Origin of the sequence: Rhodoferax sp. (assembly GCF_012927445.1) — a bacterium.
Taxonomy (GTDB): domain Bacteria; phylum Pseudomonadota; class Gammaproteobacteria; order Burkholderiales; family Burkholderiaceae_C; genus Rhodoferax.
Map to the genome: position 1 here is coordinate 82,927 of NZ_JABBPD010000002.1, position 22,577 is coordinate 105,503.

Annotated in this window: 25 protein-coding genes; 1 reads left to right on the forward strand and 24 read right to left on the reverse strand. The window is 62.3% G+C overall.

The features are described 5' to 3' along the window. Window positions 1–97 precede the first annotated feature (97 nt). On the forward strand, window positions 98–613 hold the full coding sequence (locus tag HHJ17_RS03080; RefSeq protein WP_296504969.1) for a DUF2242 domain-containing protein: 516 nt from the start codon (window positions 98–100) through the stop codon (window positions 611–613). Here HHJ17_RS03080 and HHJ17_RS03085 read toward each other — a convergent pair. The 24 genes from HHJ17_RS03085 to HHJ17_RS03200 form a co-directional block, all read right to left on the reverse strand. Continuing rightward, window positions 610–1,248 (reverse strand): pseudouridine synthase, encoded by a 639-nt coding sequence (locus tag HHJ17_RS03085; protein ID WP_296504971.1) that lies wholly within the window; start codon window positions 1,246–1,248, stop codon window positions 610–612. The genes HHJ17_RS03080 and HHJ17_RS03085 overlap by 4 nt on opposite strands. A 9-nt stretch (window positions 1,249–1,257) precedes the next feature. Then, window positions 1,258–2,586 carry an ATP-binding protein gene (locus tag HHJ17_RS03090; protein WP_296505045.1) on the reverse strand — a complete coding sequence of 443 codons (1,329 nt, stop codon included), beginning with the start codon at window positions 2,584–2,586 and terminating at the stop codon, window positions 1,258–1,260. 80 nt (window positions 2,587–2,666) lie between these two features. Further along, window positions 2,667–4,124: a nickel-dependent hydrogenase large subunit gene (locus HHJ17_RS03095; protein ID WP_296504972.1), complete on the reverse strand. Its 1,458-nt coding sequence runs from the start codon at window positions 4,122–4,124 to the stop codon at window positions 2,667–2,669. A 10-nt stretch (window positions 4,125–4,134) separates the two neighbouring features. Next, complete coding sequence (locus tag HHJ17_RS03100; protein WP_296504973.1) at window positions 4,135–5,160, reverse strand: HupU protein; 1,026 nt, start codon at window positions 5,158–5,160, stop codon at window positions 4,135–4,137. A 2-nt stretch (window positions 5,161–5,162) separates the two neighbouring features. Next, window positions 5,163–6,623, reverse strand: a complete 1,461-nt coding sequence (locus HHJ17_RS03105; RefSeq protein ID WP_296504975.1) for a sigma-54 dependent transcriptional regulator — start codon at window positions 6,621–6,623, stop codon at window positions 5,163–5,165. Then, entirely contained in the window at window positions 6,620–8,371 is a 1,752-nt protein-coding gene (locus HHJ17_RS03110) for an enoyl-CoA hydratase-related protein (RefSeq protein WP_296504976.1), read from the reverse strand. Before HHJ17_RS03110 ends, HHJ17_RS03105 begins: the two co-directional genes overlap by 4 nt. 4 nt (window positions 8,372–8,375) lie before the next feature. After that, window positions 8,376–9,434 (reverse strand): hydrogenase expression/formation protein HypE, encoded by a 1,059-nt coding sequence (gene hypE, locus HHJ17_RS03115; RefSeq protein WP_296503573.1) that lies wholly within the window; start codon window positions 9,432–9,434, stop codon window positions 8,376–8,378. Beyond that, complete coding sequence (hypD, locus tag HHJ17_RS03120) at window positions 9,431–10,576, reverse strand: hydrogenase formation protein HypD (RefSeq protein WP_296503570.1); 1,146 nt, start codon at window positions 10,574–10,576, stop codon at window positions 9,431–9,433. The genes hypE and hypD overlap by 4 nt, the downstream gene beginning before the upstream one ends. Next, window positions 10,573–10,818, reverse strand: a complete 246-nt coding sequence (locus HHJ17_RS03125; protein WP_296503567.1) for a HypC/HybG/HupF family hydrogenase formation chaperone — start codon at window positions 10,816–10,818, stop codon at window positions 10,573–10,575. Before HHJ17_RS03125 ends, hypD begins: the two co-directional genes overlap by 4 nt. Next, window positions 10,809–12,014 carry a carbamoyltransferase HypF gene (locus tag HHJ17_RS03130; protein WP_296503564.1) on the reverse strand — a complete coding sequence of 402 codons (1,206 nt, stop codon included), beginning with the start codon at window positions 12,012–12,014 and terminating at the stop codon, window positions 10,809–10,811. The genes HHJ17_RS03125 and HHJ17_RS03130 overlap by 10 nt, the downstream gene beginning before the upstream one ends. After that, entirely contained in the window at window positions 12,011–12,928 is a 918-nt protein-coding gene (gene hypB, locus HHJ17_RS03135; protein ID WP_296504978.1) for a hydrogenase nickel incorporation protein HypB, read from the reverse strand. The genes HHJ17_RS03130 and hypB overlap by 4 nt, the downstream gene beginning before the upstream one ends. 78 nt (window positions 12,929–13,006) lie before the next feature. Beyond that, complete coding sequence (locus tag HHJ17_RS03140; protein ID WP_296503557.1) at window positions 13,007–13,354, reverse strand: hydrogenase maturation nickel metallochaperone HypA; 348 nt, start codon at window positions 13,352–13,354, stop codon at window positions 13,007–13,009. Continuing rightward, window positions 13,347–14,507 (reverse strand): hypothetical protein, encoded by a 1,161-nt coding sequence (locus HHJ17_RS03145; RefSeq protein WP_296503554.1) that lies wholly within the window; start codon window positions 14,505–14,507, stop codon window positions 13,347–13,349. The genes HHJ17_RS03140 and HHJ17_RS03145 overlap by 8 nt, the downstream gene beginning before the upstream one ends. Then, window positions 14,504–15,085: a [NiFe]-hydrogenase assembly chaperone HybE gene (gene hybE, locus HHJ17_RS03150; protein WP_296503549.1), complete on the reverse strand. Its 582-nt coding sequence runs from the start codon at window positions 15,083–15,085 to the stop codon at window positions 14,504–14,506. The genes HHJ17_RS03145 and hybE overlap by 4 nt, the downstream gene beginning before the upstream one ends. A gap of 12 nt (window positions 15,086–15,097) precedes the next feature. After that, complete coding sequence (locus tag HHJ17_RS03155; RefSeq protein ID WP_296503546.1) at window positions 15,098–15,334, reverse strand: rubredoxin; 237 nt, start codon at window positions 15,332–15,334, stop codon at window positions 15,098–15,100. Continuing rightward, window positions 15,331–16,197: a hydrogenase expression/formation protein gene (locus HHJ17_RS03160; protein ID WP_296503544.1), complete on the reverse strand. Its 867-nt coding sequence runs from the start codon at window positions 16,195–16,197 to the stop codon at window positions 15,331–15,333. The genes HHJ17_RS03155 and HHJ17_RS03160 overlap by 4 nt, the downstream gene beginning before the upstream one ends. Before the next feature lie 26 nt (window positions 16,198–16,223). Beyond that, a complete protein-coding gene (locus HHJ17_RS03165) occupies window positions 16,224–16,736 on the reverse strand; it encodes a hydrogenase (protein WP_296503541.1) in 513 nt (170 codons plus the stop codon). Then, a complete protein-coding gene (locus HHJ17_RS03170) occupies window positions 16,726–17,064 on the reverse strand; it encodes a HypC/HybG/HupF family hydrogenase formation chaperone (protein ID WP_296503538.1) in 339 nt (112 codons plus the stop codon). The genes HHJ17_RS03165 and HHJ17_RS03170 overlap by 11 nt, the downstream gene beginning before the upstream one ends. Window positions 17,065–17,076: 12 nt before the next feature. After that, window positions 17,077–17,745, reverse strand: a complete 669-nt coding sequence (locus HHJ17_RS03175; protein ID WP_296503535.1) for a HyaD/HybD family hydrogenase maturation endopeptidase — start codon at window positions 17,743–17,745, stop codon at window positions 17,077–17,079. A 26-nt stretch (window positions 17,746–17,771) separates the two neighbouring features. Further along, window positions 17,772–18,116: a HigA family addiction module antitoxin gene (locus HHJ17_RS03180; RefSeq protein WP_296503532.1), complete on the reverse strand. Its 345-nt coding sequence runs from the start codon at window positions 18,114–18,116 to the stop codon at window positions 17,772–17,774. Next, window positions 18,116–18,868 carry a Ni/Fe-hydrogenase, b-type cytochrome subunit gene (gene cybH, locus HHJ17_RS03185; protein ID WP_296503529.1) on the reverse strand — a complete coding sequence of 251 codons (753 nt, stop codon included), beginning with the start codon at window positions 18,866–18,868 and terminating at the stop codon, window positions 18,116–18,118. The genes HHJ17_RS03180 and cybH overlap by 1 nt, the downstream gene beginning before the upstream one ends. 36 nt (window positions 18,869–18,904) lie before the next feature. Beyond that, on the reverse strand, window positions 18,905–19,495 hold the full coding sequence (locus HHJ17_RS03190; RefSeq protein WP_296503526.1) for a HupE/UreJ family protein: 591 nt from the start codon (window positions 19,493–19,495) through the stop codon (window positions 18,905–18,907). A 46-nt stretch (window positions 19,496–19,541) separates the two neighbouring features. Then, window positions 19,542–21,398, reverse strand: coding sequence for a nickel-dependent hydrogenase large subunit (locus tag HHJ17_RS03195; protein ID WP_296503523.1), 1,857 nt, complete (start codon window positions 21,396–21,398; stop codon window positions 19,542–19,544). Window positions 21,399–21,427: 29 nt separating this feature from the next. Then, window positions 21,428–22,522 carry a hydrogenase small subunit gene (locus HHJ17_RS03200; protein WP_296503520.1) on the reverse strand — a complete coding sequence of 365 codons (1,095 nt, stop codon included), beginning with the start codon at window positions 22,520–22,522 and terminating at the stop codon, window positions 21,428–21,430. Between the last annotated feature and the right edge of the window lie 55 nt (window positions 22,523–22,577).

Here is a 22,577-nt window from a genome sequence, read left to right on the forward strand (position 1 = left end):
GGAAACCCAAAAATCCGATTTTTGACGCCTAAAGGAGTGCCCGGCTTTGAAATTGTCATGGATACGATGTCGTACCACCCTCTGGCTGGTGGGCCTCGTGAGCCTGTCAAGCTTGCTGACGGGTTGTGGAACTTCCCTCAAGAAGTTCCCGTCACAGGAAAAGTTCGGCTCCACTGCGACCTATTCGCGCTTGTTCGATGCCAGCCCCGCGCAAACCTGCGAAGCCGCCCGAAGGGCGTTGCTGAGCCAGGGCTACATCATCAGCACAGCCCGCGAGGATCTGGTGAGTGGTCAAAAAAGTTTTCAGCCGGATGTAGAGTCACACTTGCAGTTAGAGATTCGGATTGTGTGCGTGCCCGATAGCAAAGACGGGAAAGTCAGCCTTGGTTTTGTTACCGCCTTGCAAGACCGTTACGCCCTCAAGAAAAGCAATAATTCGGCCAGTCTGGGCGTGGGCGTGATCGGCTCCGTCTCGCTGCCCTTTACCTCAAGCAGTGATTCGCTGGTCAAGGTCGGCAGCGAAACCATCGTCTCAGTTTCTTTTTATGACAGTTTTTTTGACTTGGTGAAGCAGTATCTGGTGGCTGATGACGGGCTGGACACGGCCCATTAACCGGTGGTGGTCACTTCTGCTTCCAGGTGGCTGCCCGGCGCCAGTCCCTCCAGGTTGTAGGGGCCAATGGCGGCGCGGATCAGGCGCAGAGTCGGAAACCCCACGGCCGCCGTCATGCGCCGCACCTGGCGATTGCGCCCCTCTTTGATGGCCAGCTCAATCCAGGCGGTGGGGATGGCTTGGCGAACCCGCACGGGCGGCTCCCGCTCCCAAAGCGCGGGCGGCGGCACCATCAGACTAGCCCGGGCCGGGCGAGTGAGTCCATCCTTGAGTGGCACGCCCTGACGCAAGGCCTCCAGCGCAGCTTCGTCCGGCACGCCTTCCACCTGAACCCAGTAGATCTTTTCCATCTTGAAGCGCGGATCGGCGATGCGGGCCTGGAGTTGACCGTTGTTCGTCAGCAGCAGCAGGCCTTCGCTGTCGGCATCCAGCCGGCCGGCCACATAAACGTCCGGTATCGCGATGAAGTCCTTGAGCCCGCGCCAGCGCCCTTCAGGGGTGAACTGACTGAGCACGCCGTAGGGTTTGTTGAAACGTAGCAACCGGGTGGGCGCGCTGGCAGCGCTGGCCACAATTTGGCGGGGCGGGGTATTGCGGGAATCGCGGGCAAAGTTCATGGCGGCGAAGCATAGCATTCCCCTTTATCAAGCTGGCGCTGCCTCCGCCAGCGGCAACTCCAATACAAACTCCGCCCCGCCATCCGGGTGGTTGCGTACGCTCAGGTGGCCGCCGTGCTGCTCCACAATGCCGTAGCTGATGGACAGGCCCAGGCCAGTGCCTTTGCCGACGGGCTTGGTGGTGAAAAAGGGGTCAAAGATGCGAGACAGGTGTTCCGGTGCAATGCCCGGACCGTTGTCACGCAGGCTTAAACGTACACGGTTGTTGCCCGACTCGGTCTCAATCCACACCACCGGGCGGTTGTGGCCCGCGCTGGTGACCGCGTCCAGCGCGTTTTGCAGCAGGTTCATCAGCACTTGTTGTAACTGGCCCGCACTGGCCGTCACGAGGCACGGCGCGCCAGGCTGCCATTTCATCTCAAAGCTGGGGGCGGCGCCCTTGCGGACCCAATGAATGGCGCGCTCGATCACCTCGTTCAAGTTAACCGGTGTGCGAACCTCCGGGTCCATGGCCGAGAAACGCTTGAGGCCATTCACAATGTCCGCCGTGCGCTGTGCGCCCTCCAGCGTGCCTTCGATCAGCGATGGCAGGTCGCCCAGCAGATGATCAATGCGTAATTTTTTACGCAATGCGTCAAGCTGCTCGACCGGTTCGCCAGCATGCACGGTCGCCAGGTAAAGGCGAATGCGGTCGCAGTAGCGGCTCAGTGCATGCACGTTGCCCAATACAAAGCTGATGGGGTTGTTGAGCTCATGCGCGACACCGGCCACCAGTCGGCCCAAGGAGGCCATTTTTTCGGAATGCAACAGTTGCTGCTGCGCGCGTTTCAGCGCTTCATGCGCGGCCCGCAGCTCGTGGTAGGCGCGCTTGATCTCGGCCGTGGGCCGGGCCACGAACACCGTGCCAACGCGGCGCCCGCCGGCGGCGACCCGGGGCGTGCAATTGGCATCGACTGGCACGCTCTGGCGCTGGGCATCCAGCAAGTTGAGTTCCAGCCCTTCGCCGCGGCGCGGTGGGTCGGTATTCTCCAGCACGGAGCGCGCCCGCTCCACACTTTGGGTATCGGCCAGCAAGTCATAAAACGAGGTGCCACGCAACTCGGCATCCGTTTGGCCGACCAGTTCGCACAGGGCGGCATTGGTTTCCTCGATCACACCGCGTTCGTTGCACACCAGCAGCACATCGGACATGGCCGAGAGCACGCTGAAGATGAATTGCTGCGAGAGTTCCAGTTCGGTGTTTTTCTTCTCCAGCTCAATCTCGTCGTGGATCAGCTGGGAGTAGACCTCGTCCATTTTCTGGATCACGTCCATCCAGGTGGACTCGTCGACGCCTTCCATGGGCTCGTTCGGCATCAGGTTTTCCAGCCCTTGGGGATGAGAGGCGGGCAGACTCGCGGAGGAAGGTTCAACCATGGGATGCAAATGTGTTGCGGTCAATGCACGGTACAAACCATGCACGGATCGAAGGAGCGCACGATGTGTTGCACCGCCACAGGCGTGGTTTCTCCGGCTTGGACCGGGGCGCCAACAAGCGCCTGCTCCAGCGCACCGGGCATGCCTGCCGCATCGCGGGGCGAGAAGTTCCAGGTGGTGGGCGCCACAATTTGGTAATTGGCAATGCGGCCCTTGCTGGCCACCACCCAGTGGCCCAGGCTGCCACGCGCCGCCTCGCTCAGGCCCACACCCACCCCTTCGGTGAACGTCGGGGTTGGTACGCAGTAGGCTTGATTGGGTTGCAGTTGTTGCAGCCAGCGCTCCATCATGGGCACGACGCGCGCCAGTTCCAGCAGGCGTGACAGGACCCGCGTGTAAACGGTGCCGCCATAACGGGCCACGACGTCCTGGATGAGCGGGTGCCCGGCGGCCAGTTGCCGTGCAATGGCGCCGGTTTCAATCACCTCGCCAGCCAGGCGCGGGGCTTTGTTCCAGGTGTAGGCCGCCGCCTTGTTGGCATCCGGCAGCGTGATGCCTTCGACCGGGTGCCGTGGTCCAGCCGCATCGGACAGCCAGGCGTAGGTGGCGTCCTCACGGATGCCGCGCTCGTCCAGTGGTGCCAGTGCGCCGGTGTTGGCGTGCCATACGCCGGCGCCAAATTCAAAGCCGCCCTGCGGTTGTGGATAGGCGCCGTAACTGAGGTAACGACCGGGGCCAGACCCCAAACGCGCCAGTGCAGTGTCTTGCACCATGCTTAAAAACAGGCGGAAATCGCCGCCCCAGGGGTTTTGGGCATGCCAGGCCCACAGCGCGTTTTCGGTGGCAAGTTCACTGATCTGCTCCAGCGGCGCCGCAAACAGTTGGCGCTCCAGAAAGCCCCTGAATTCGCGGACCTTGGCCAACAGGCGAATGCGCTCGGCTACTTCGATGGGTCGCGTCGAACCACCGGGTTCGATGCTTTGTGTATGTGGCCACTTGCCTGCCAGTGTGCCCATGAGCGTGAACCAGCGCTGACGGGCAGCGATCGCTGCCCGCGTTTGCTCACCGGTCTGCGTGGCGAAGCGGCGCACTGCCTCGGCATGCCAGGGCAGGTGCGCATAGACGGGGCGCGTGAAGTCGGGCATGAAAAAAAGATAGAAATGCGTGAGGTGGTCGGCCAGGTTTTCGGTGGCCAGAATCACGTTGGTCACGTGCTGGCCATTGGGTGGCATCTCGATGCCGCCCAAGCTGGCCAGGGCTCGCGCGCAAGCCACCGACTGCGAAACTGAACAGATACCGCAGATGCGTGGCACATAGACCAGCGCATCGTGCGGGTTTTTACCCTGCAGAATCTGCTCGAAACCCCGGTACATCGGGGCATTGACGTGGGCCGAGGTAACGCGGCCCGCATCGATGTCGAGCGTTACTTCGAGGTCGCCCTCGACGCGGTTGAACGGGCCAACGATTAAGCGTGTCATGGCAAGAGCGTCATTTCAATCGGGTTTTACGGGCGACCGGAGCGACGACCAGGTGGTCGGCCACGGCGTTGAGCTTGACGCGCCGGGGCGTGGCGGACTTGGACAGCGATGCCAGGGCCACAAACCAGGCCTTGGGCATGTCGGTCGGCAGGCCGATTGGAATACCGGCGAGTTTGGGGGTGTTGTGAAAAGGATGGCCGGGCTCCTGGAAACCAGGTTCGGTGCAGGCAATGCAGGCGTAGCCGCCGCGCGTGCAGGAGCCTTCACCGTTCCACAGCCGGGTGTTGCAGTCGGCATGCACCTGCGTGCCCTTGCAGCCCATGTTCTCCATCATGCAGCCCAGATCGGACGGTTTTTCGGCGCTGGCCTTGTATTCGTAATATTCGTTGCGCGTGCAGCCGTGGTGCACCAGCTGGTCGGCGTAAAAGCGGGGGCGCCCCAGCGTGTCGAGATCATCCGCGCCAAACGTTTCGGCGGCCAGAGCCATCAAGCTGTCGATCACCCAGCTGGGGTGCGTGGGGCAACCCGCGATGTTGATCACCGGCAAGCCGCTGGCCGAGCGGAACTCGGCCCCCAGCAGACCGCCCATGCGGTCATCCTCATACTGCAGGCCACAGGCATCGGTGGGGTTGGTGCCACCGGCCGTCACGCCGCCCCAGGCGGCGCAGCTGCCGACCGCCACCACATGGCGCGCCCGCGCTGCCAGCCGCGTAACCCAGTGAATCATCGGAATGCCGGTGCCGGCCAGCACATGGAAGCGGCCGGTGCCGTGCGGTCCGCGCAGGAGTGAGCCCTCAATACACAGGGCATCCAGTCGCAAGCGCCCGGCCACGATGTCCTCCAGCATGGCGATCAGCTCGTGGCCGCTTTCCAGCGAGAGGGAAGGGTGCCACATCAGGTTGACACCCGCGTCGCGCAACTGGCCATGAAAATCGGTGGTGTCGGCGCACAGCAGCGACATGCTGCAGCCACCGCAGCCACCGGATTGCAGCCACAGCACATTGAAGGCCGGGCCGGTTGGTACCGAATTTGCCATGATCAACCCTCCAGTCCGAAGCGGGCCATCTTGCCGCGCAAGCCGACGCGCGACAAGCCGAGTTCCGTGGCGGCGCGTGTCTTGTTCCAGCGGTGGCGCAGCAGGGTTTCGCGCAGCACCATGGCTTCAATGGCATCAAGCCGCTCACTCAGCGTGCCGCTGCGGGGCAGGGCGGCGGCGTTGGATCTGGCCTGGCTCGCCGTCGCCAAGCCAGCCTGGCCGTGCAGAACCCGCAATGAAAAAGCCTGAGCGCCAACAACATCGTCATCGCTGAGTGCAATAGCACGGGCAATTTCATTGCGTAATTCGCGAATATTGCCCGGCCACGGGTAGCCCATCAGGCACGCCAGCGCTTCATCGCTGAGGGTGGCGCCCGGGCGGCCCAGTTCGGCACCTACTTCATGCACCAGACGGCGGGCAATTGGCGCGATGTCGCCAGCACGTTCGCGCAGCGGTGGCACCGTGATCGACACACCTGCGATGCGGTAGTACAGGTCTTCGCGAAACAGGCCTTCACTCACGCGTTGTTCCAGATCCCGGTGGGTGGCTGCCACCACGCGCACATCCACAGGGACCGAGTGGGCAGCACCGACCGGGCGGACCTCGCGCTCTTGCAGCACCCGCAGCAAGCGCACTTGGAATGCGGGCGAGGTTTCTCCGATTTCGTCGAGAAATACCGTGCCGCCGTTGGCCCGCTGGAACAGCCCGGGATGGTCTTCATAGGCGCCTGTGAACGCGCCACGTTTGTGGCCAAACAGTTCCGACTCCAGCAGCGTGTCGGGAATCGCGGCACAATTTTCCACGACGAAGGCGCCCGCCGCACGCGGACTGGCGTAGTGCACGGCGCGCGCCAGCAGTTCCTTGCCGGTGCCGGATTCCCCCAGCACCAGCACGCTCAGGTCGTAGCGCGCTACGCGCACCGCGACTTCGCAGACGGCGTCCAGCGGGCTGCCGGGTGCCCGTTCAATGCGGTCGAAATCGAAGATGCTGCGCGCCCGCGTCAGCTTGGCCGTTGCACGCTGGCGCAGTACGGGGGTGCTGGAGCGCAGCTCCAGGTGGAGCCGGTTGGTATCGCGTTGCAGCGTTTGCGCCTCCACTGCATTGCGCACCGTGGCCAGCAGGTGGTCGGGTATCCAGGGTTTCAGGATGTACTGGTAAATGCCCGCCTCGTTGATGCCGGCAATGATGTCTTCGGAGTCGGTGTAGCCCGAGATCACGATGCGCACCGTGTCCGGCCAGCGCTCGCGGACTTCTTTCAGGAAGAGGACACCGGTCAGCCCGGGCATGCGCTGATCGCACAGGATCACGCTGATGTCGGTGCGCTCCAGCCGCGCGCGCGCCTCGTCGGCGTCGCCGGCGGTGTACACGGTGAAGTCTTCGTCGAGCGTGCGGCGCATGGCCTCTTGCGAACGCACTTCGTCGTCCACCACCAGTACCGTCGGCAAGGTGTCAGTCAGGTTCATGGGCGGTGAACGGCCAGATGCCGGGGCGTCCAGGCATGGGGCAGCTTGTGCACAAAGTGGTAGCGTGCCACGTGGTAGCTGGGATCGAAACCGTAAAAATTGCGGTGCATGCGGGTCAATTCTTCCTTGCGGTAATCAGCCAGCGGCCGGGTGGCCTCGTCGGCCGCGCGGACCTGCTGTTTCTGCAGGATTCGCTCCGGCAAATTGTAGGTGAGCGCCAGCGCCAGTGCATCAGGGATAACGTCACGTTCGAGCCCGGCAGGGGAGGTGTCCAGACAGCGGTCCAGCAGCCCCATGCGCTGCGCGTCAACGGCCAGCAGAGGCAGGCGCTGCGTCATAAGTTCGCGCGCCCGCTCTGGCCCCAGACGCCGCGGCAGCAGGTAGGTCCAGTATTCGGAACCGTAGAGGTTGCCCATGTTGCGGTAGTGGGGGTTGAGCACTGCGCCGGGGTGCGCCCAGACCTCGTCGGCCGCCAGGGCCAGAAACACACCGCCCGCACCGGCATTACCGCGCAGCACCGCGACCGTGATCCGGTCGGTGGTGGCTATGAGTTCTTGGGCCACATCGTTCATCGCGTTGATGTTGCGCCAGGATTCGTCCGCTGCGCTGCTGTCAGGTCGATGCGCTGCCGCCTCGATGCAGTTCAGGTGGATGCCGTTGCTGAAGAAGTCGCGCCCGCCGAGCAGCAGCAGTACCTGGGTGTCGCGTTGCTTGACTTGTTGGAGCGCGGCCAGCAAGCTCTCGCACTGCTCGGTGGACATGGCGCCGTTGTAGAAGTCAAACGAGAGACAGCCCACGCGGGCGCCCGCCGGCCCCCGCTCCCAATAACGCAGCTCGGCCCATTCGTCGTTTTCGCGTTCAAGCGGCACGGACCACACCGGCAGCGTGGCCGCCTCCGGCGCAAAGGCCAGCGTCGCCGGCAGCTTGAAGGCCGACTCATCGCCGCAGGCGCGGGCCAGGCGCACTTGTCCGATCCAGACGCCGCCATCCACGGTGCGCCGCAACAGGGCACCGTCGCGTTGGGCCACCACCGCACCTGCTGCAGTGCCTGCCAGCGCCTGCAGAGCCGTTCCGGTGGCCGGTTGGGCGTCAAACAAATGGCAGGGGTGGCCAAACAGCGCGTCCTGGACGCCCGGCTGGCCGTCGGCGCTGCGCAGGCGGGCCAGGATGTCGGCTGTGCTACTGCTCAGCCAGTCGATGCGGCGCGCGGTCTGCGGCATGGCGGGTCGCCAAGCGCTGCCAACCGAGCCCGGGCCGGCCTCGACCCCCTCCGTCGGTGCCACCAGCGGGTCGTTGACGTCCAAGCGCTGCACGGCGCGCAGCACCGCCACCACGGCCGCCTGGGTCACTTCCGACCGGTAGAGACTGCCCTTGCTGGCCGGGCGCATATCGAAACTGGCGTGAGCCCACACCGGGCCGGCGTCGAAATCGGCATTGGCCTGCAACACGGTGACGCCCCATTGCGGCGCCTGCTCCAGCACCGCCCAGTCCAGTGCCGCCGGCCCGCGATCCCCGGGCGGGCCGGGATGCACCACCAAGCACACCACCGAGCGCCAGACGGACTCGGGAATGCGTCGCTTGAGAAACGTTGCGATCAGCACATCCGGCTGGAACAGGGCACAGGCCTCTTCGGTGACCGAGTCCGAAATGTCCAGCTCCACGGACAGCTGGTGCCCCCGTGCTTTCAGCGCCGCAAACAGCCGTTGTGACAGGCTGTTGAAGCTGTGGCAGAGCAAGAGAATGCGCATGGCGTCAACAGATTCGCGGTAGTTGCTCTCCGCTAAGCCAGTCCACCACGCGGCGTCCACCAAAACTGGTGTTCATTTGCACAAAATGGTGGGGGTCCTCGGTCACCGTCCCTATGCGCACCGCCTGAGTTCCTAGCGGGTGGGCACGCATGGCCAGCAAGAGGGCATCGGCACTCTCAGGGCTGCAAATCGCAATCAGTTTTCCCTCATTGGCGACGTACAGCGGGTCCAGGCCTAGCAACTCACAGGCCGCATCGACCTGCGGCAACACGGGAATTGAGGCTTCTTCCAGCACCATGCCAACGCCCGACTGACCAGCGATTTCGTTGAGCGTGGTGGCCAAGCCACCACGCGTCGGGTCGCGCAACACGCGCACGCCGCCGGGTGCGGCCTGCAGCATGGCCGCCACCAGCGTGTGCAGGGCGGCCGTATCGGACTGAATCGTGGTCTCGAACTCCAGCGACTCACGTTTTGACATAATTGCCACGCCGTGGTCGCCAATGGTGCCCGACAGCAGCACGACATCGCCCGGGCGCGCATTGATGCCTGAAATATCAACACCCGGCGCCACCACACCGACGCCGGTGGTGCTGATAAACACGCCATCGCCCTTGCCGCGCTCCACCACCTTGGTGTCGCCGGTGATGACGGGCACGCCGGCTTCCCGCGCGGCGGCTGCCATGCTGTTCACGATGCGCTTGAGTTCGGCCAGCGGGAAACCTTCTTCAAGGATGAAGCTGGCCGCCAGATACAGGGGCTGTGCCCCGGACATGGCCACGTCGTTGAGGGTGCCATGCACGCTCAGGCAGCCAATATCACCGCCCGGAAAAAACAGCGGCGACACCACGTGACCATCGGTCGCCATCACCATGCGCCCCCCGACGGGAATGGCAAACGACGCGCCGTCGTCGCCCTGGCGCAAATAGGGGTTGTCCAGCGCGGTCACGAACAGTTCTTCAATCAGCTGGGCGGCGGCACGCCCACCGGCGCCATGGCCCATGTCGATGCGGCCATGTTTGATGTCGAGTGGGCGGAGGTAGTTTTTCTTGGTCATGAGGGTCATGCGGTTTCTGCCACGATGGCGATGTCGCGAAAGCGGCCGTAGGAATAGTGGGCGGCGCAGGCGCCCTCGCTGGAGACCATACAGGAACCGACTGGATTCTCTGGTGTGCAGACCGTGCCAAAAATCTTGCAATCCGTCGGCTTCTTGACGCCGCGCAGAATGGCGCCGCACTCGCAAGCCTTGTTGTCGGCCACCGGGCGGTAGTCGAGACTGAACCGGCGCTCGGCGTCGAACTCGGCAAAGGCGGGCCGGATTTTCAGGGCACTGTAAGGCACCTCGCCCAAGCCGCGCCACTCGAAACTGGTGCGCAGCTCAAACACCTCGGACACCAGCGCCTGGGCGCTGAGGTTGCCGTCGCGGTCAACAGCGCGGGAGAATTCGTTTTCAACCTCGCAGCGACCTTCGTTGACCTGGCGCACCAGCATCAGCACGGCCTGCATCACATCCAGCGGTTCAAACCCGGCAATCACCACCGGCTTGCGGTATTCCTCGGCAAAATGCTCGTAGGGGCCGGAGCCGATGATGATGCTCACATGCGCCGGGCCGATGAAGCCGTCAATCGGCACCGTGCCGTATTGACGGACCTCGGGCGATTCCAGGATGTGTGTGATGGCCGAGGGCGTCAGCACATGGCAGCTCAACACGGTGAAATTTTTCAAACCCTGGCGCTGCGCATCACGAATCGCCAAAGCCGTGGGTGGCGTGGTGGTCTCGAAGCCGATGGCAAAAAACACCACCTCGCGCTCCGGGTTCTGTCGCGCAATGGTCAAAGCGTCGGCGGCGGAATACACCATGCGGATATCGCCACCCCGTGCCTTGGCCTTTACCAGGGAGAGGCCATTGGAGGCCGGTACGCGCATGGTGTCGCCATAGGTGCAGACGATCACGTTGCGCTCCAGCGCCAGCCCGATGGCCAGGTCGATGCGGCCGATTGGCAGCACGCAGACCGGGCAACCCGGTCCGTGCACCATGCGCACGTTCTTGGGCAGCAGTTCGGCGATGCCGTAGCGCGAAATCGCATGGGTGTGGCCGCCGCAGAACTCCATGAAGCTGTAGTTCCTGCCGGGCTGCACTTCGGCTGCCAGACGCTCGGCAATCTTGTGGGCGATGTCGCCATCGCGGAATTCGTCGATGTATTTCATGGGGCAAGCTCCGCCTGTTGGGCATCAAACTCCGCCATCTCGCCAAACAAGGCGAGTGTGCGTTCGGCTTCTTCCGGGTCGATGCGCCCGATGGCGTGGCCGACGTGAACAATCACGTAGTCGCCGACCGCCACACCGGGCACCAGGGCAATGGAAATTTCCTTGCGGATACCGCCCAGATTGACAATGGCCTGCTCGTTGGCGAGAAGCTCTACGAGTTTGGCGGGAATGGCTAGGCACATGGCAGGCTTTCGGTTTCGGGTGAATGAATTGGGTGAAATTGGCCTCTAGCCCCCGTGGAATATGCGCTAGCAGCTATTGAATTAATAGTATATGCGCGGTGTGCCACCACCCAGGCCTGGCCCAGCGCCAGCCCCGCGTCGCCACAGGAATGCTGCTGCGGCAAGAGCACACGAAGCCCGCGCCCTTGCAGCCCGGTGGTAACCCGGCCTGTCAGCAATTGGTTGGCAAAGCAGCCGCCACCCAGACACACGGTGCGGGTGCCGGTCTGTTCCGCGGCCTGTGCTGCCCAGTCGGCCAGCGCATCGGCCAGGGCCAGATGAAACCAGGCGGCCGCAGCGGGCACGCCACCGTCGCCTGCCGGTGTTTCAAGCAGTCGCGCCAGCAACGGGCGCAGGTCAAGTTGTTCCGTGTTGTGCTCGGCCACCTCGTGCGCCTGCGCTGGCGTACCGTTCTGTGCCAACCAGGCTTGCGCTTGCTGCTCCAGCGCCATGGCCGCTTCGGCTTCATGGGTCTGGCGCACGCTGAGGCCCAAGGCGCCGGCGGCGGCATCAAACCAGCGCCCGGTGCTGCTGGTGCTCGGGCAGTTGATGCCGCGCTCCAGCATGTGCTGCACCATTTCGGCGGCAGTTTTTCCGACGACCGGGGTAAAGCGCTGGCCGACTTCGCCGGTGCGGCCCAGCGCATGCAGCGCGGCGGCCGCCATGCGCCAGGGTTCGCGCGCCGCCACGTCACCACCTGGCAGCGCCAGTGGCCACAGATGACCCAGACGTCGCCAGGCGGTTTGGTCGACCCATAGCAATTCGCCGCCCCAGGCGGTGCCGTCCGTGCCCAGGCCCACGCCATCGAGCGCCAGACCGACCACCGGACCCTGCACGCCGTGTTCGGCCATGACGGCGGCAATGTGTGCATGGTGGTGCTGCACGCCGATGGCCGGCACGCCAAGCTCATGCGCCAGTTCGATGGCCAGGCGCGTGCTATAGAAATCAGGATGCAGATCATGCGCGACTGCCGTCACCGGCTGCGGCGCCTGACGCAGCAGGGTGCGCGCGGACACTTCCAGCGCCCGGCACGCCTCGGGGTGGCTCAAATCTCCATGCAGTGGCGACCACTGGGGCTGACCCGAGGTGAACAAACACGCGGCATTTTTGAGCCACGCACCGCAGGCCAGCACGCTGGGCACGTTGGCGGTTTTCATGCCGGTTCCATGGCGTAGCCGAGCCAGTTCAGCCAGGCGTCCATGCCCTCGCCGGTAGTGGCTGACAGCTTCAGTATCTCGATGCCCGGGTTGACGCGGCGCGCGAGTTCAATGCAGCGCTGCACATCGAATTGCACATGGGGCAGCAGGTCGATCTTGTTGAGGATCATCAGCTTCGACGCGGCGAACATGTCCGGGTATTTGAGCGGCTTGTCCTCGCCTTCGGTCACCGACAAAATGGCCACCTTGGCCGCTTCGCCCAGGTCCCAGACAGCGGGGCACACCAGGTTGCCCACGTTCTCGATGAACAGCAGACTGCGGGCGTCAACATGCGCATGCTCATGAGCGTGCGGGTGATCGTGGCTGTGGTCGTGTTGATGGGCGGCGTGACGCGCATCATCAGGGTGCTGGTGCAATTGCGCAAACGCCTGGGCCACCATCGGTGCATCGAGGTGGCAGCCCTTGCCGGTGTTGATTTGCACCGCCGGGGCGCCGGTGGCCCGGATGCGGTCGGCGTCAAAACTGGTTTGCTGGTCGCCTTCGATCACCGCCACATGCAAACCCGGCTCACGCCGCTTGAGGGCGTTGATGGTGGCGCACAGCAAGGTGGTTTTGCCCGAGCCGGGGCTGGATACCAGATTCAAGGCCGTGACGCCATGCGCCTCGAAATGGTGACGGTTCTGGCTGGCGATGCGGTTGTTGGCACCCAGTATGTCGATCTCCAGCTTGATGGCGCGGGTCTGGCTCATGCCGGGCACGGAAACCCGGGCAGCACCGGCGCCAAAATGCAGGTCACCACTGCGGGGATCGATGTGGACATGGTCGTGCTCGTGGTCATGCACGGCATCGTGAACATGGGAATGCGCACCTTCATGGCCATGTTCATGGGTATGGCTGTGAGGGTGCTCTTGCACCCCCGCCACAGCTGCTGATCTGCCCGTGTCAGCGCAACCGCAAACTACACACATGTTGTTGTCTCCTTCGTTGTCATATCAATCATCTTCCACCAGCATGTCGACGACGCGCAGTTCGGTGCCGCCGGTGGCTTGCAGTTGGTAGTGGCCGCAGATCGGACAGGCGTCGCCGCGCTGCTGAATCGTGACCGATGCGCTGCAGGGCAAGCACCAGGCCTGGCCGGGCGGCTCGTCAATGTCAAAGCGGGCATCCTGCAGGCAGGTGCCCGGCGCCAGGGCCTCCAGGGCAAACCGCAAGGCGCGTGCTTCCACGCCGGCGAGTTGCCCGGCTTCGAGGCGAAGCAGGGTGACACGGCGAAACCCTTCGCGCAGCGCCGCGTCTTCCACCAGCTTGAGAATGCCCCCTGCCAGACTGGCTTCATGCATGGCAGTCCTCCGTCAAAATTTCATGTTTCACACAGGGATCGTACGCGCTGAAGAGCAGATCAACCTCCCGGCAAATCCCTGACATGCCTGGGGTCGGCAGCTGTTCCAGCGTCTGAGCGACCGCGCCTTGCGGATGGAAATTCCATTCCGTGGGCGCCAGCACCTGGCACGATGCCACCCGCGAATCGTCCCCAGTACCGTCGAGCTGGACATGGTGCACCAGCAGGCCGCGCGCCATTTCGACCCAGGCCAGGCCTTCGCGCCGGGCCGTTGCCATGCTGCCCATGGTCAGCCAGGACGCGCCGCAGCGGCCCGGTTCATCGGGCAACGCCAGGCGCACCAGTTCGGCCAGACGCGAGCCCAGGCGCAGCCACGGTGTGTTGATCACTTCTGGTGTGGCCTGGCGCAGACGCGTCCAGGGGCCGGTTTCGGCACACTGACCGCGCCACAGGGGTTGGCGGGTGAAGCCGGGCTGGCGAACCAGGCAGTCGGCCAATACCCTCAAACCTGCTTCGCTGGTGTGCACGCGCAAAAACGGAGCCGCAGGCGCTGCCCGGTCAGCCAGCGGCCGGGCCTGGCGCAACAAGCCGGCCAGCCAGCCAGGGCTGTCTTCGGTCCATGCGCGCAACCAGGCGGCGGGGTCCTGTTCCCACTGGCTCAGCCAGGCCTGCGTTGGCATACCCAGCAGATGTGTTCCCAGCCACTGCTGCAGGCCGGGACAGGGCTCGTTGAGTTGGCCGTTGGACCGGTCCAACGCCACAGAAGTAAACAGCGGGCACTGTTGCAGGGCGGCATGGGCTTGCTGCCTCGCCTGTTCGGACGCCAGCCCCAAAGCCAGCTGCTCGGGCCAGTCCAGACCGATGCGGCGCACATGCTCGCGCAGGGTTTCCTGTTGCAGGTCCTGCGCCGCACTCAAGCCGGAGGGCTCCGAACGCCCGAGCGCGGCCGTGACGGCCAGGTTTGCACAGAGGCGATGCGCATGAGCACACAGACTGAAAAGGCTGCCCAGCCGGCTTGGCAAGGAGGCGGCGGACACGCCGCGCGTGAGTAGAGCCGCCCAGTCGCGGCGGCTGCTCACCAGGTTGTGGGGGCGGGCTTGACCTGGCGCCACACGCAGCCTCCCGGCCAAGTCGTCGGGCCGTCGCAGACTCATGTCGCTTCTCCTGCAACCGACCGGCGACCGAACAGGAAGGCCCGGCGCGCAGCCAGGTCGGCAGCTTTGCTTGGCGCGGCAGGTCCTTGAACGGCGAGTGCGGGTGTGGCGACTGGCGCAGGCGCCGGTGGCTGGCGCAGCGCTGCCAGAACAGCCGCGCCGGTGGCGGACGCCGCCGCCTGGTCAGGGAACTCGAACATGGGCGAAAAGAGCGAACAGGCTTCATAACTGCCAAAAGCGGCTTCATGACCGGCGATGAAATCAAAGCCTTCGGTCCCAACCTGATGGACCCGGCTGTTTCCTGCACGCTCGGGTTGATCGATACGCTCCAGCGGGAACCAGACCAGATTCATGAACCACGGCGTCACCAGCACACCCACGGCACCGTGTGTGCCGCCCGCTTCGGCGCCATCGCCATCGCACAGTTCAAACCCAAGGGCTTCCACGCGCAGCGCCGGGTTCAAAATGGGAACGCCAGCCATGCGGGCCTTGGCCACGTTGTCAAACAAAGCGACCAGCGCCTCAGTTCGCGAACGTAGCGCGACCGCGAGGGGTGACAGAAGGGTCAGGTTGCGCATCTTGATCCTGGCCTATGCCGCGTCCACCAGTACCATGAATTGTTCGGCTTCGCCATCACACACGGGGCAGCGCCAGTGGCTCGGGAGTTCGCTGAATGCCGTACCCGGCTCCACCTGCCACACCGGGTCGCCCAACGCCGGGTCATAGACCCACCAGCAAATCTTGCACTCCAGCCGTGCGGTCGCCGGCAAGCGCGCACTGTTGCCGAGGTAACTGCCTTCAAAGCGGGGGGCGCTGGAGGAAATCATGCCTGCTCCACCCATTCGAGCACTTCCTTGAGGCGCTCATAGGAGTCATTCAGGTCTTCCGGCGCGGCCAGTGCCACTTCCGGGATCTCGGTGACCTCGACCGTGTTGAGGATCACCAGATCTTGCGAGTTGTAATACACCACGCGCCAGCAATGGGGCGTGCAGGTGTTGGTGATGCGGCAGTTGCCATAGCCGCGCGAGAGAATCAGCACGCGGCCTGTGCCCAGATGGTGATCGAGAAAACCGATGTCTTCGTTGGACATGGGCAGCAAAGTGAGGTTCACCACATGCGCCGGCTGGCCGGGTTGCCAGGTGCGCCACTGGTCCTCGATTTCGGCCAGCAATGACGGCGCATTCTGTACATTGGGTGGCAATGCTCCTTCCCAGCGTGGCACGGTGGGCCAGACGTCTTGCCTGGCCGTGGTCTTGAGTACCGACGGCACAGCGCCCAGCTCCAGTGTGTCCGACACCACCGCGCCATTGACCGACTGAATGACGCGCCAGACGCCGGCAAACACCGATTCCTGAATGTTCAACTCGACTTGCGCATCCCCTGCGCTTTTCACGATGGAACTGACTTCGCCTTCACCGAGGACCTGGTTGATCAATTTCAAATCAGGTAGGGACAAATGGTTCAGGTCCACGCTGCGGTTGGGGCCGCCGTGGCGTACCTCTTCCAGTTGCGCCAGTGCCTCGCGCAAAGCGATGTGCGCACCGACGCGCGCCGCAATTTCTTCCGGTTCCGGCAACACCGGCGGGCGGAAGGTTTCCATGCCCTGCGGCATGGCCATGTAGTCCAGCACCTCATCCTCAAGTTGGCTGCCGGGGCCGATACTGACGACGGGAATGGGAAAATCTTTCATCTCGATATACCTTTTTAATAACAGCTTCAGTGGCAGGACGTGCCAGACGCGGTGGCGCTGACCACAGGGATGCCAATCGTCGGGGCGCGCGAAATCGGCATGGCCAGCGCGCGGGCCATTTCCTGCACGTACTCGTCCCAGTCGTGCATGCCGCATAGCGTGGTGACGTACTGGCCATCTCGCAGAAATAGCAGCGTGGGCCAGCGTTGAGATCCGTACCGTTTGGCCAGGTCCTGCTCGATCTGGCGCGGTACGACGGCCACCTTGAAACGACCCGGAAAGCAGCGTTGCAATTCAGGCAGCACCACGGCGACATCCTGTCCCTCTGGAAATTGCACCGCGTCACCGGCAAACAAGACCACCCGGTCGCCGCCTTCGGCGGCCCAGGCGTCAATGGTTTTTTCATCGACCCAGGTGGCACCATGCACACTGACCAGCCGCTCAATCAGAGGAGATGTTTCTGGCACAGCGCGAGGTGGCTGAACGGGTAGGGTGACAAAAGCTTCGCTGCTTGCAGCATCAACGGTTTTAGTGTTCAAGAGACTTCTCCAAAGGTTGCTGTTGATTCGAACCCGACAGCGCCAATAGCTGTTCCAGGCTCATGGCGGATGGCAGACTGAATCCCACGATGAGATCGTGACTGTTGCCCTGTAGTGCCGCTTCCATCAGATCCAGCGTGGCATTGATTTCCTGGGCCCGCTCAACGCTGATCCGCTCCTGTGCGCTGTCGATGAAGATCAGCAGCCATTCATCCGGTACCACCGCGCCGACCAGGGCGGTGTTGACGCGTCGACGTTCACCGCGTCCCTGGCACAGGGCATGACCGGGCTCGACGGTGACAACTTGCATGGGAATACCAATACACATGATGGGGTGGACTCAGCTCGTTACAGCAGTAGGAAAGAACCGCTCGTCGCCCATGCGGCAAGCCAGGTCTTCGTCGGGCCGTTGGTCCTCATAGGTCGCCAGATCAAGCTGGGCGAACGTCACCGCCTCGCGCTCAGTGAGAGGTCGGGTTCGGGCCTGTGGTTGCGCACCCCAGTTACGCAAGGCATGTACGCCCAGCGCCAGGGCGTCTTCCATGGCTTGCTTGACGCGGGGCCGCAGGCTGCCGCCGTAGTCGTCCAGCTCCTCGGGCTGGCAACCGATCAGCATGACTTGACGCGGAAATTTTTCGGTCAGTTGCGCCAGCATGAGCACTTCCTGAAAGCCAGTCTGGTGCAAGCTCATTTTCTTGGCGCCCATGAAGCGGGGAACTTCATCGTCCTCAATGACTTTCAGTGTGCCAGGGACAAGTCCGTAGTCGATGGCATCAAAGATAAGCAGGCGGGTGGCTTCTTGCACATGCTGAATCAAATACAGGCCTTGTGTGCCACCATCAATCAACCGGACGTGGGGTGCAAATTCGTAGCGACTTTGTAGTGTCTGGATACATCGCACGCCAAAGCCTTCATCGGCCCACAGGACGTTACCAATGCCCAGAACGCAAATGGTCTCCGGGTTGTCACCACCCTGGTGACAGGCGGTTTGAAGCGAATGAGGGCTCATGGTTAATTTATCTCTTCAATAGGGGGTTAGCGAATACCGGGCGCGTGGCCCGGCCGTGAACGCAACAGCTTCCACGCCTGGAAGTTGTCCCACGCGGCTTGCAGGGCCAGCCAAAACGTGGCGTCAGACCGAAACACCAAGGCACAGCGGATGGCCGTGTCGGGGGTCATGCTGCGTTGCCCTCGCACCAATTCATGCAAACGACGACGCGAAACACCCAGCAGGCGCGCCGCGTTGGTCTGAGACAAACCCATGGGCGCGAGGTAATTGCGATTCAGAAAATGCCCTGGATGCCAGGGCGCGCGTGGCGGCACGCCGGGTGGGGTGCCCTGCGTTGCCGACAATTGATGCCACGCGGTAGTCACCATCATCAGTCCTTGAAAGTGCGATGGCCAGAGATCATGGTACTGACCACGCTGGAGCGGCCCATGATGTCTTCTCTTATTGCTGCATAGACATGCACAATTATGAAAATAATTAACCACCACATACCTAAATGATGCCAAGTATGTACGTCCTGTGATTGCCCCATCAAAGGAATCACCCAACCAAAAAATCGCTCTTGCCAAGAACCCATTTGCGCACCTTCTCCGTACAGTGCAAATCCAGTAACAACCATGAATATAGTTGTTAGCAGATACATGAAGAACATCGCAAATCGTGCTAATGGGTTATGGCCTACAAATCTGCCGGGCCGCGTGCTGAGAAATGCATACCATTTACACATGTCCCAAACTAATTGCCAATATACACGTTGAAAAATTGGTACCCAAAATATTTCACGAGCATGATGATTACCCACGACTGCCCAATAAATACGGCCAAGTAAACCAACAGCGAGTACATAGCCCGAGGCAAAGTGAGCGAATCGAATGTAGCCCATCACGAAATGATCACTTGCCTCCCCAGGCATTGTTGGCAAAGGCGAACCGATGAAATAGCCTGTAACGGCTAACACCATGATCGCTAAGGCATTGATCCAGTGCCAAATACGCACGGGAGCCTCATAGACGTAAACTGATTTGATGGATGAGGCTTGGGCAACCGCGAGCGCGTCGGCCGCTGCTTCATCAACTACCGCTGCGTTGATTTGCTTGCCCGGTGTGGCGCGTGTTAAAGACATGGTGCTTCTCCGTTGAAGGCAATCTTTGGCGTGCGCTTACAAACGCGCCGCCAGCATCAACAAACCTGATGCGCCCATCAGTACGGCTGCGGTGCGGCCAACCCATGTCGGCAAGCGCTGCAGTGAATCGCCTGCGGCAAGACCGACCCCGTGCAGTGCAGCAGACCCGAGCATGAAGCCTGCAGCATAGGCTGCAAATGATTGCCCAGAAATCAGCTCGGCACCATGGGCATATCCATGTAGAAGCGCGCAGACTGATACCAGAGTTAAACCTGCCATCAGTCCTATCCGGCGAGCCAAGAGAAGCAGCGTGCCCAACGCAACCACACTGGCTGCGATGCCTGGCTCTACTTGTGGCAGCACCACGCCCGTTAATGCCACAAGAGCACCTACGAGCAGCATGGCGACGAACAGAGCCGGACCTGCTAGGCGATGGGCCTTGGGCAACATGACGACGGACCAAATGCCGACAGCCACCATGGCAAGCAAGTGGTCCAACCCCAAAAATGGATGGACGATGCCAGAGATAAACCCCTCGGCACCATGCCCGGGATGGGCATGCGCCGAGGCTATCGTCGTCATCAGTGTCAAGGCGGCCGTGGACCGCAGTAAGTTGATTTTTCTCATTTTGAAATGTCTCCTGGTAATACTGGATGAGTTACAACCGAGGCGCTTAGCGCACTGTGACTGTGGCCATTTCCTGCCCGTCAGGGCCCATCACATGGGTTGAGCAGGCCATGCAGGGATCGAACGAATGAATTGTGCGCAAAATCTCCACCGGTTGTTCCGGGTTGGCCATGGGCGTGTTCATCAAGCTGGCTTCGAAGGCGCCAATCTGGCCTTTGTGGTCGCGCGGGCTGGCGTTCCAGGTACTTGGCACTACGCATTGGTAGTTTTCAATGCGGCCGTCCTTGATCTTGATCCAGTGACCCAGGGCGCCACGGGGTGCCGCGACGGTACCCACGCCCTTGGCCTCTTTGGGCCAGGTGGATGGATCCCATTTTTCGACATTGGCGGTGGCTGTATCGCCAGCCTTGATGTTGGCAACCATCTCCTTGAAGTCGTCATACATCATTTCGGCGGCGTACTGCGACTCCAGCGCCCGCGCCAGCGTGCGGCCAATCGTGGTTGGCATCAATTGTTTGACGGTGTACTGCGTTTCAGCCATGCCCAAGGCCTTGGGGAACGCACTGTTGATGATGGCGGCGGAGGTGTCGATTTGCTCCTTGACCCGCTGGCAATTCTTGTTGCCTTGCTGGGCGTGGGCGTAGCCCAGGATGTAGCGCGACAGCGGGCCGACCTCCATCGCGTGACCACGCCAGCGCGGTGACTTGACCCAGGAGTACTTGGCGCTTTCGTCGATTTCGTCGATGCTGGTGCGGGTCCCTTTGGTCTTCTCGCCCAATACGTAATTGGGTTCGGTCACACCATCCCAGCCGTGCAGGCCTTTGGTTTCGTCGCCGTATTTGTACCAGCTGTGCGTCACAAACTCCTGCACCTGCTCCGGGTCGCGCACATCAACGGCGTGGATTTTGTCCCAGTTGCCGTCGAGGATGGCGCCGCCCGGTAGCTTTTGTGTGCTGTGGTCGCCCATGACTTTTTCGTAGGTGCCGTAGTCCATCACATTAGTCGCGGCGAGTCCGCCGCCATAAAGCCAGCCGGCGTTCTTGTAGATCGTGCCGATGGCCAACACGTCCGGGATGTAGACATTGTTGTTGAACTCGATCATCTCCTTGATGCGTTGCTCAACAAAGTTCAGTCGCTCCATGTTGACCGGTGCCCCCGCCGCGCCCTCCTTGTCGATGTTGATCGCACAGGGCATGCCGCCCACCAGATAATTCGGATGGGGGTTTTTGCCGCCGAAGATGGTGTGGATCTTGACCCATTCCTTTTGCAAGTCCAGTGCTTCAAGGTAGTGTGTGACGGCCATCAAATTGGCTTCAGGCGGTAACACATAAGCTTTGGAGCCCCAGTAGCCGTTCATGAAAGGCCCGAGCTGGCCGCTCTCCACAAACTTCTTGAGGCGATTCTGGATGTCGCGGAAATAGCCGGGTGACGACATTGGGTGGCTGGGGGACACGAGCTGCTGCAACTCGGAGGTCTTTTTCGGGTCGGCCTTGAGGGCGGACACCACATCCACCCAGTCCAGCGCATGCAGATGGTAGAAGTGCACCGCGTGGTCGTGCACCTGCAGCGTCTTGGCCATGATTTCGCGGATCAGGTAGGCGTTTTTCGGGATCACGATACCGAGCGCGTCTTCCACGGCACGCACCGATGCCAGGGCATGGCATCCCGTGCACACGCCGCAAATACGTTCGACAAAGGCCCAGGCGTCGCGCGGGTCGCGGCCCTTGAGAATCACTTCCAGGCCGCGCCACATCGTGCCCGTGGACACCGCGTTGCGAATGATGTTGCTGCTGTCGACATTGACCTCGACCCGCATATGACCTTCAATGCGCGTCACCGGATCGACCACAATACGTCGGCCCGTGTTATCCATCTTGAAACCTTGCGTTTCGTATGCACCCATGTTGTTTCCTTGGTTGTCTTGTGTTGGGCTCAGTGGTCAGCAGGGGCTGATTCACTTTTGCGGGTGTCTGTCTTCTGGTTCGCGCGTTTGATGGCCGATACCGCCGCGTGGGCGACCGCCGCAGCGCCGACCACAGCCGCCGCGGTGCCGCCGACCTGGTCCGCGTTGGCTTCAACGCCGAACTGATGGATGTCGGTCAGTCGGTCGTAGAACGAACCCTTGTCCCAGAAGCCGTCTTCCGAGCAACCGATACAGCCGTGGCCGGCCTGGATCGGGAAACTCGTGCCTTCGTTCCAGCGCGTGGTCGAGCAGGCGTTGTAAGTTGTCGGGCCCTTGCAGCCGACCTTGTACAAACAGTAGCCCTTGCGTGCCGACTCATCGTCAAACGCTTCGACAAACTGGCCGGCGTCGAAGTGGGGCCGGCGGTAGCACTTGTCGTGGATGCGCTGGCTGTAGAACATCTTGGGCCGGCCCTGGCGGTCCAGTTCGGGGATGCGGTCAAAGGTCAGCATGTAGGTGATCACCCCGGTCATGACTTCGGCGATCGGCGGGCAGCCTGGCACCTTGATGATCGGCTTGTCGAAGATGACTTTGTGGATCGGTGTCGCCTGCGTCGGATTCGGCTTGGCGGCCTGCACGCAGCCCCAGGAGGCGCACGAGCCCCAGGAGATGATGGCCTTGGCGTCCTTGGCCACATGCTTCAGCTGCTCGATGAACGGTTTGCCGCCAATGATGCAGCTCATGCCGTCCTGATTCAGCGGCGGGTTGCCTTCTACCGCGAGGATGTAGTTGCCCTTGTACTTGACCATGATCTCTTCGAGGATGGCCTCGGCCTGGTGACCGGCTGCGGCCATCAAGGTGTCGTCATAGTCGAGCGAAATCATGGACAGCACGACGTCCTTGGCCAGCGGGTGTGCCGAGCGGATGAAGGATTCAGAGCAACAAGTGCATTCCAGTCCGTGCAGCCACAACACCGGCGTGCGTGGTTTGTTTTCCATGGCGTAGGCGATTTGCGGCACAAAAGCCGGGCCCAGGCCGAGCGACGTGGCGGTCAGGGAGCAGTACTTCAAAAAACTGCGGCGGGATATGCCCTGGCGGCGCATCACCTCGTAAAAAGTTTCCATCTTGGGATGTCTCCAATTGCTTTTTGATCTTCGTAGGTCCCCTCTTGCTTGAGGC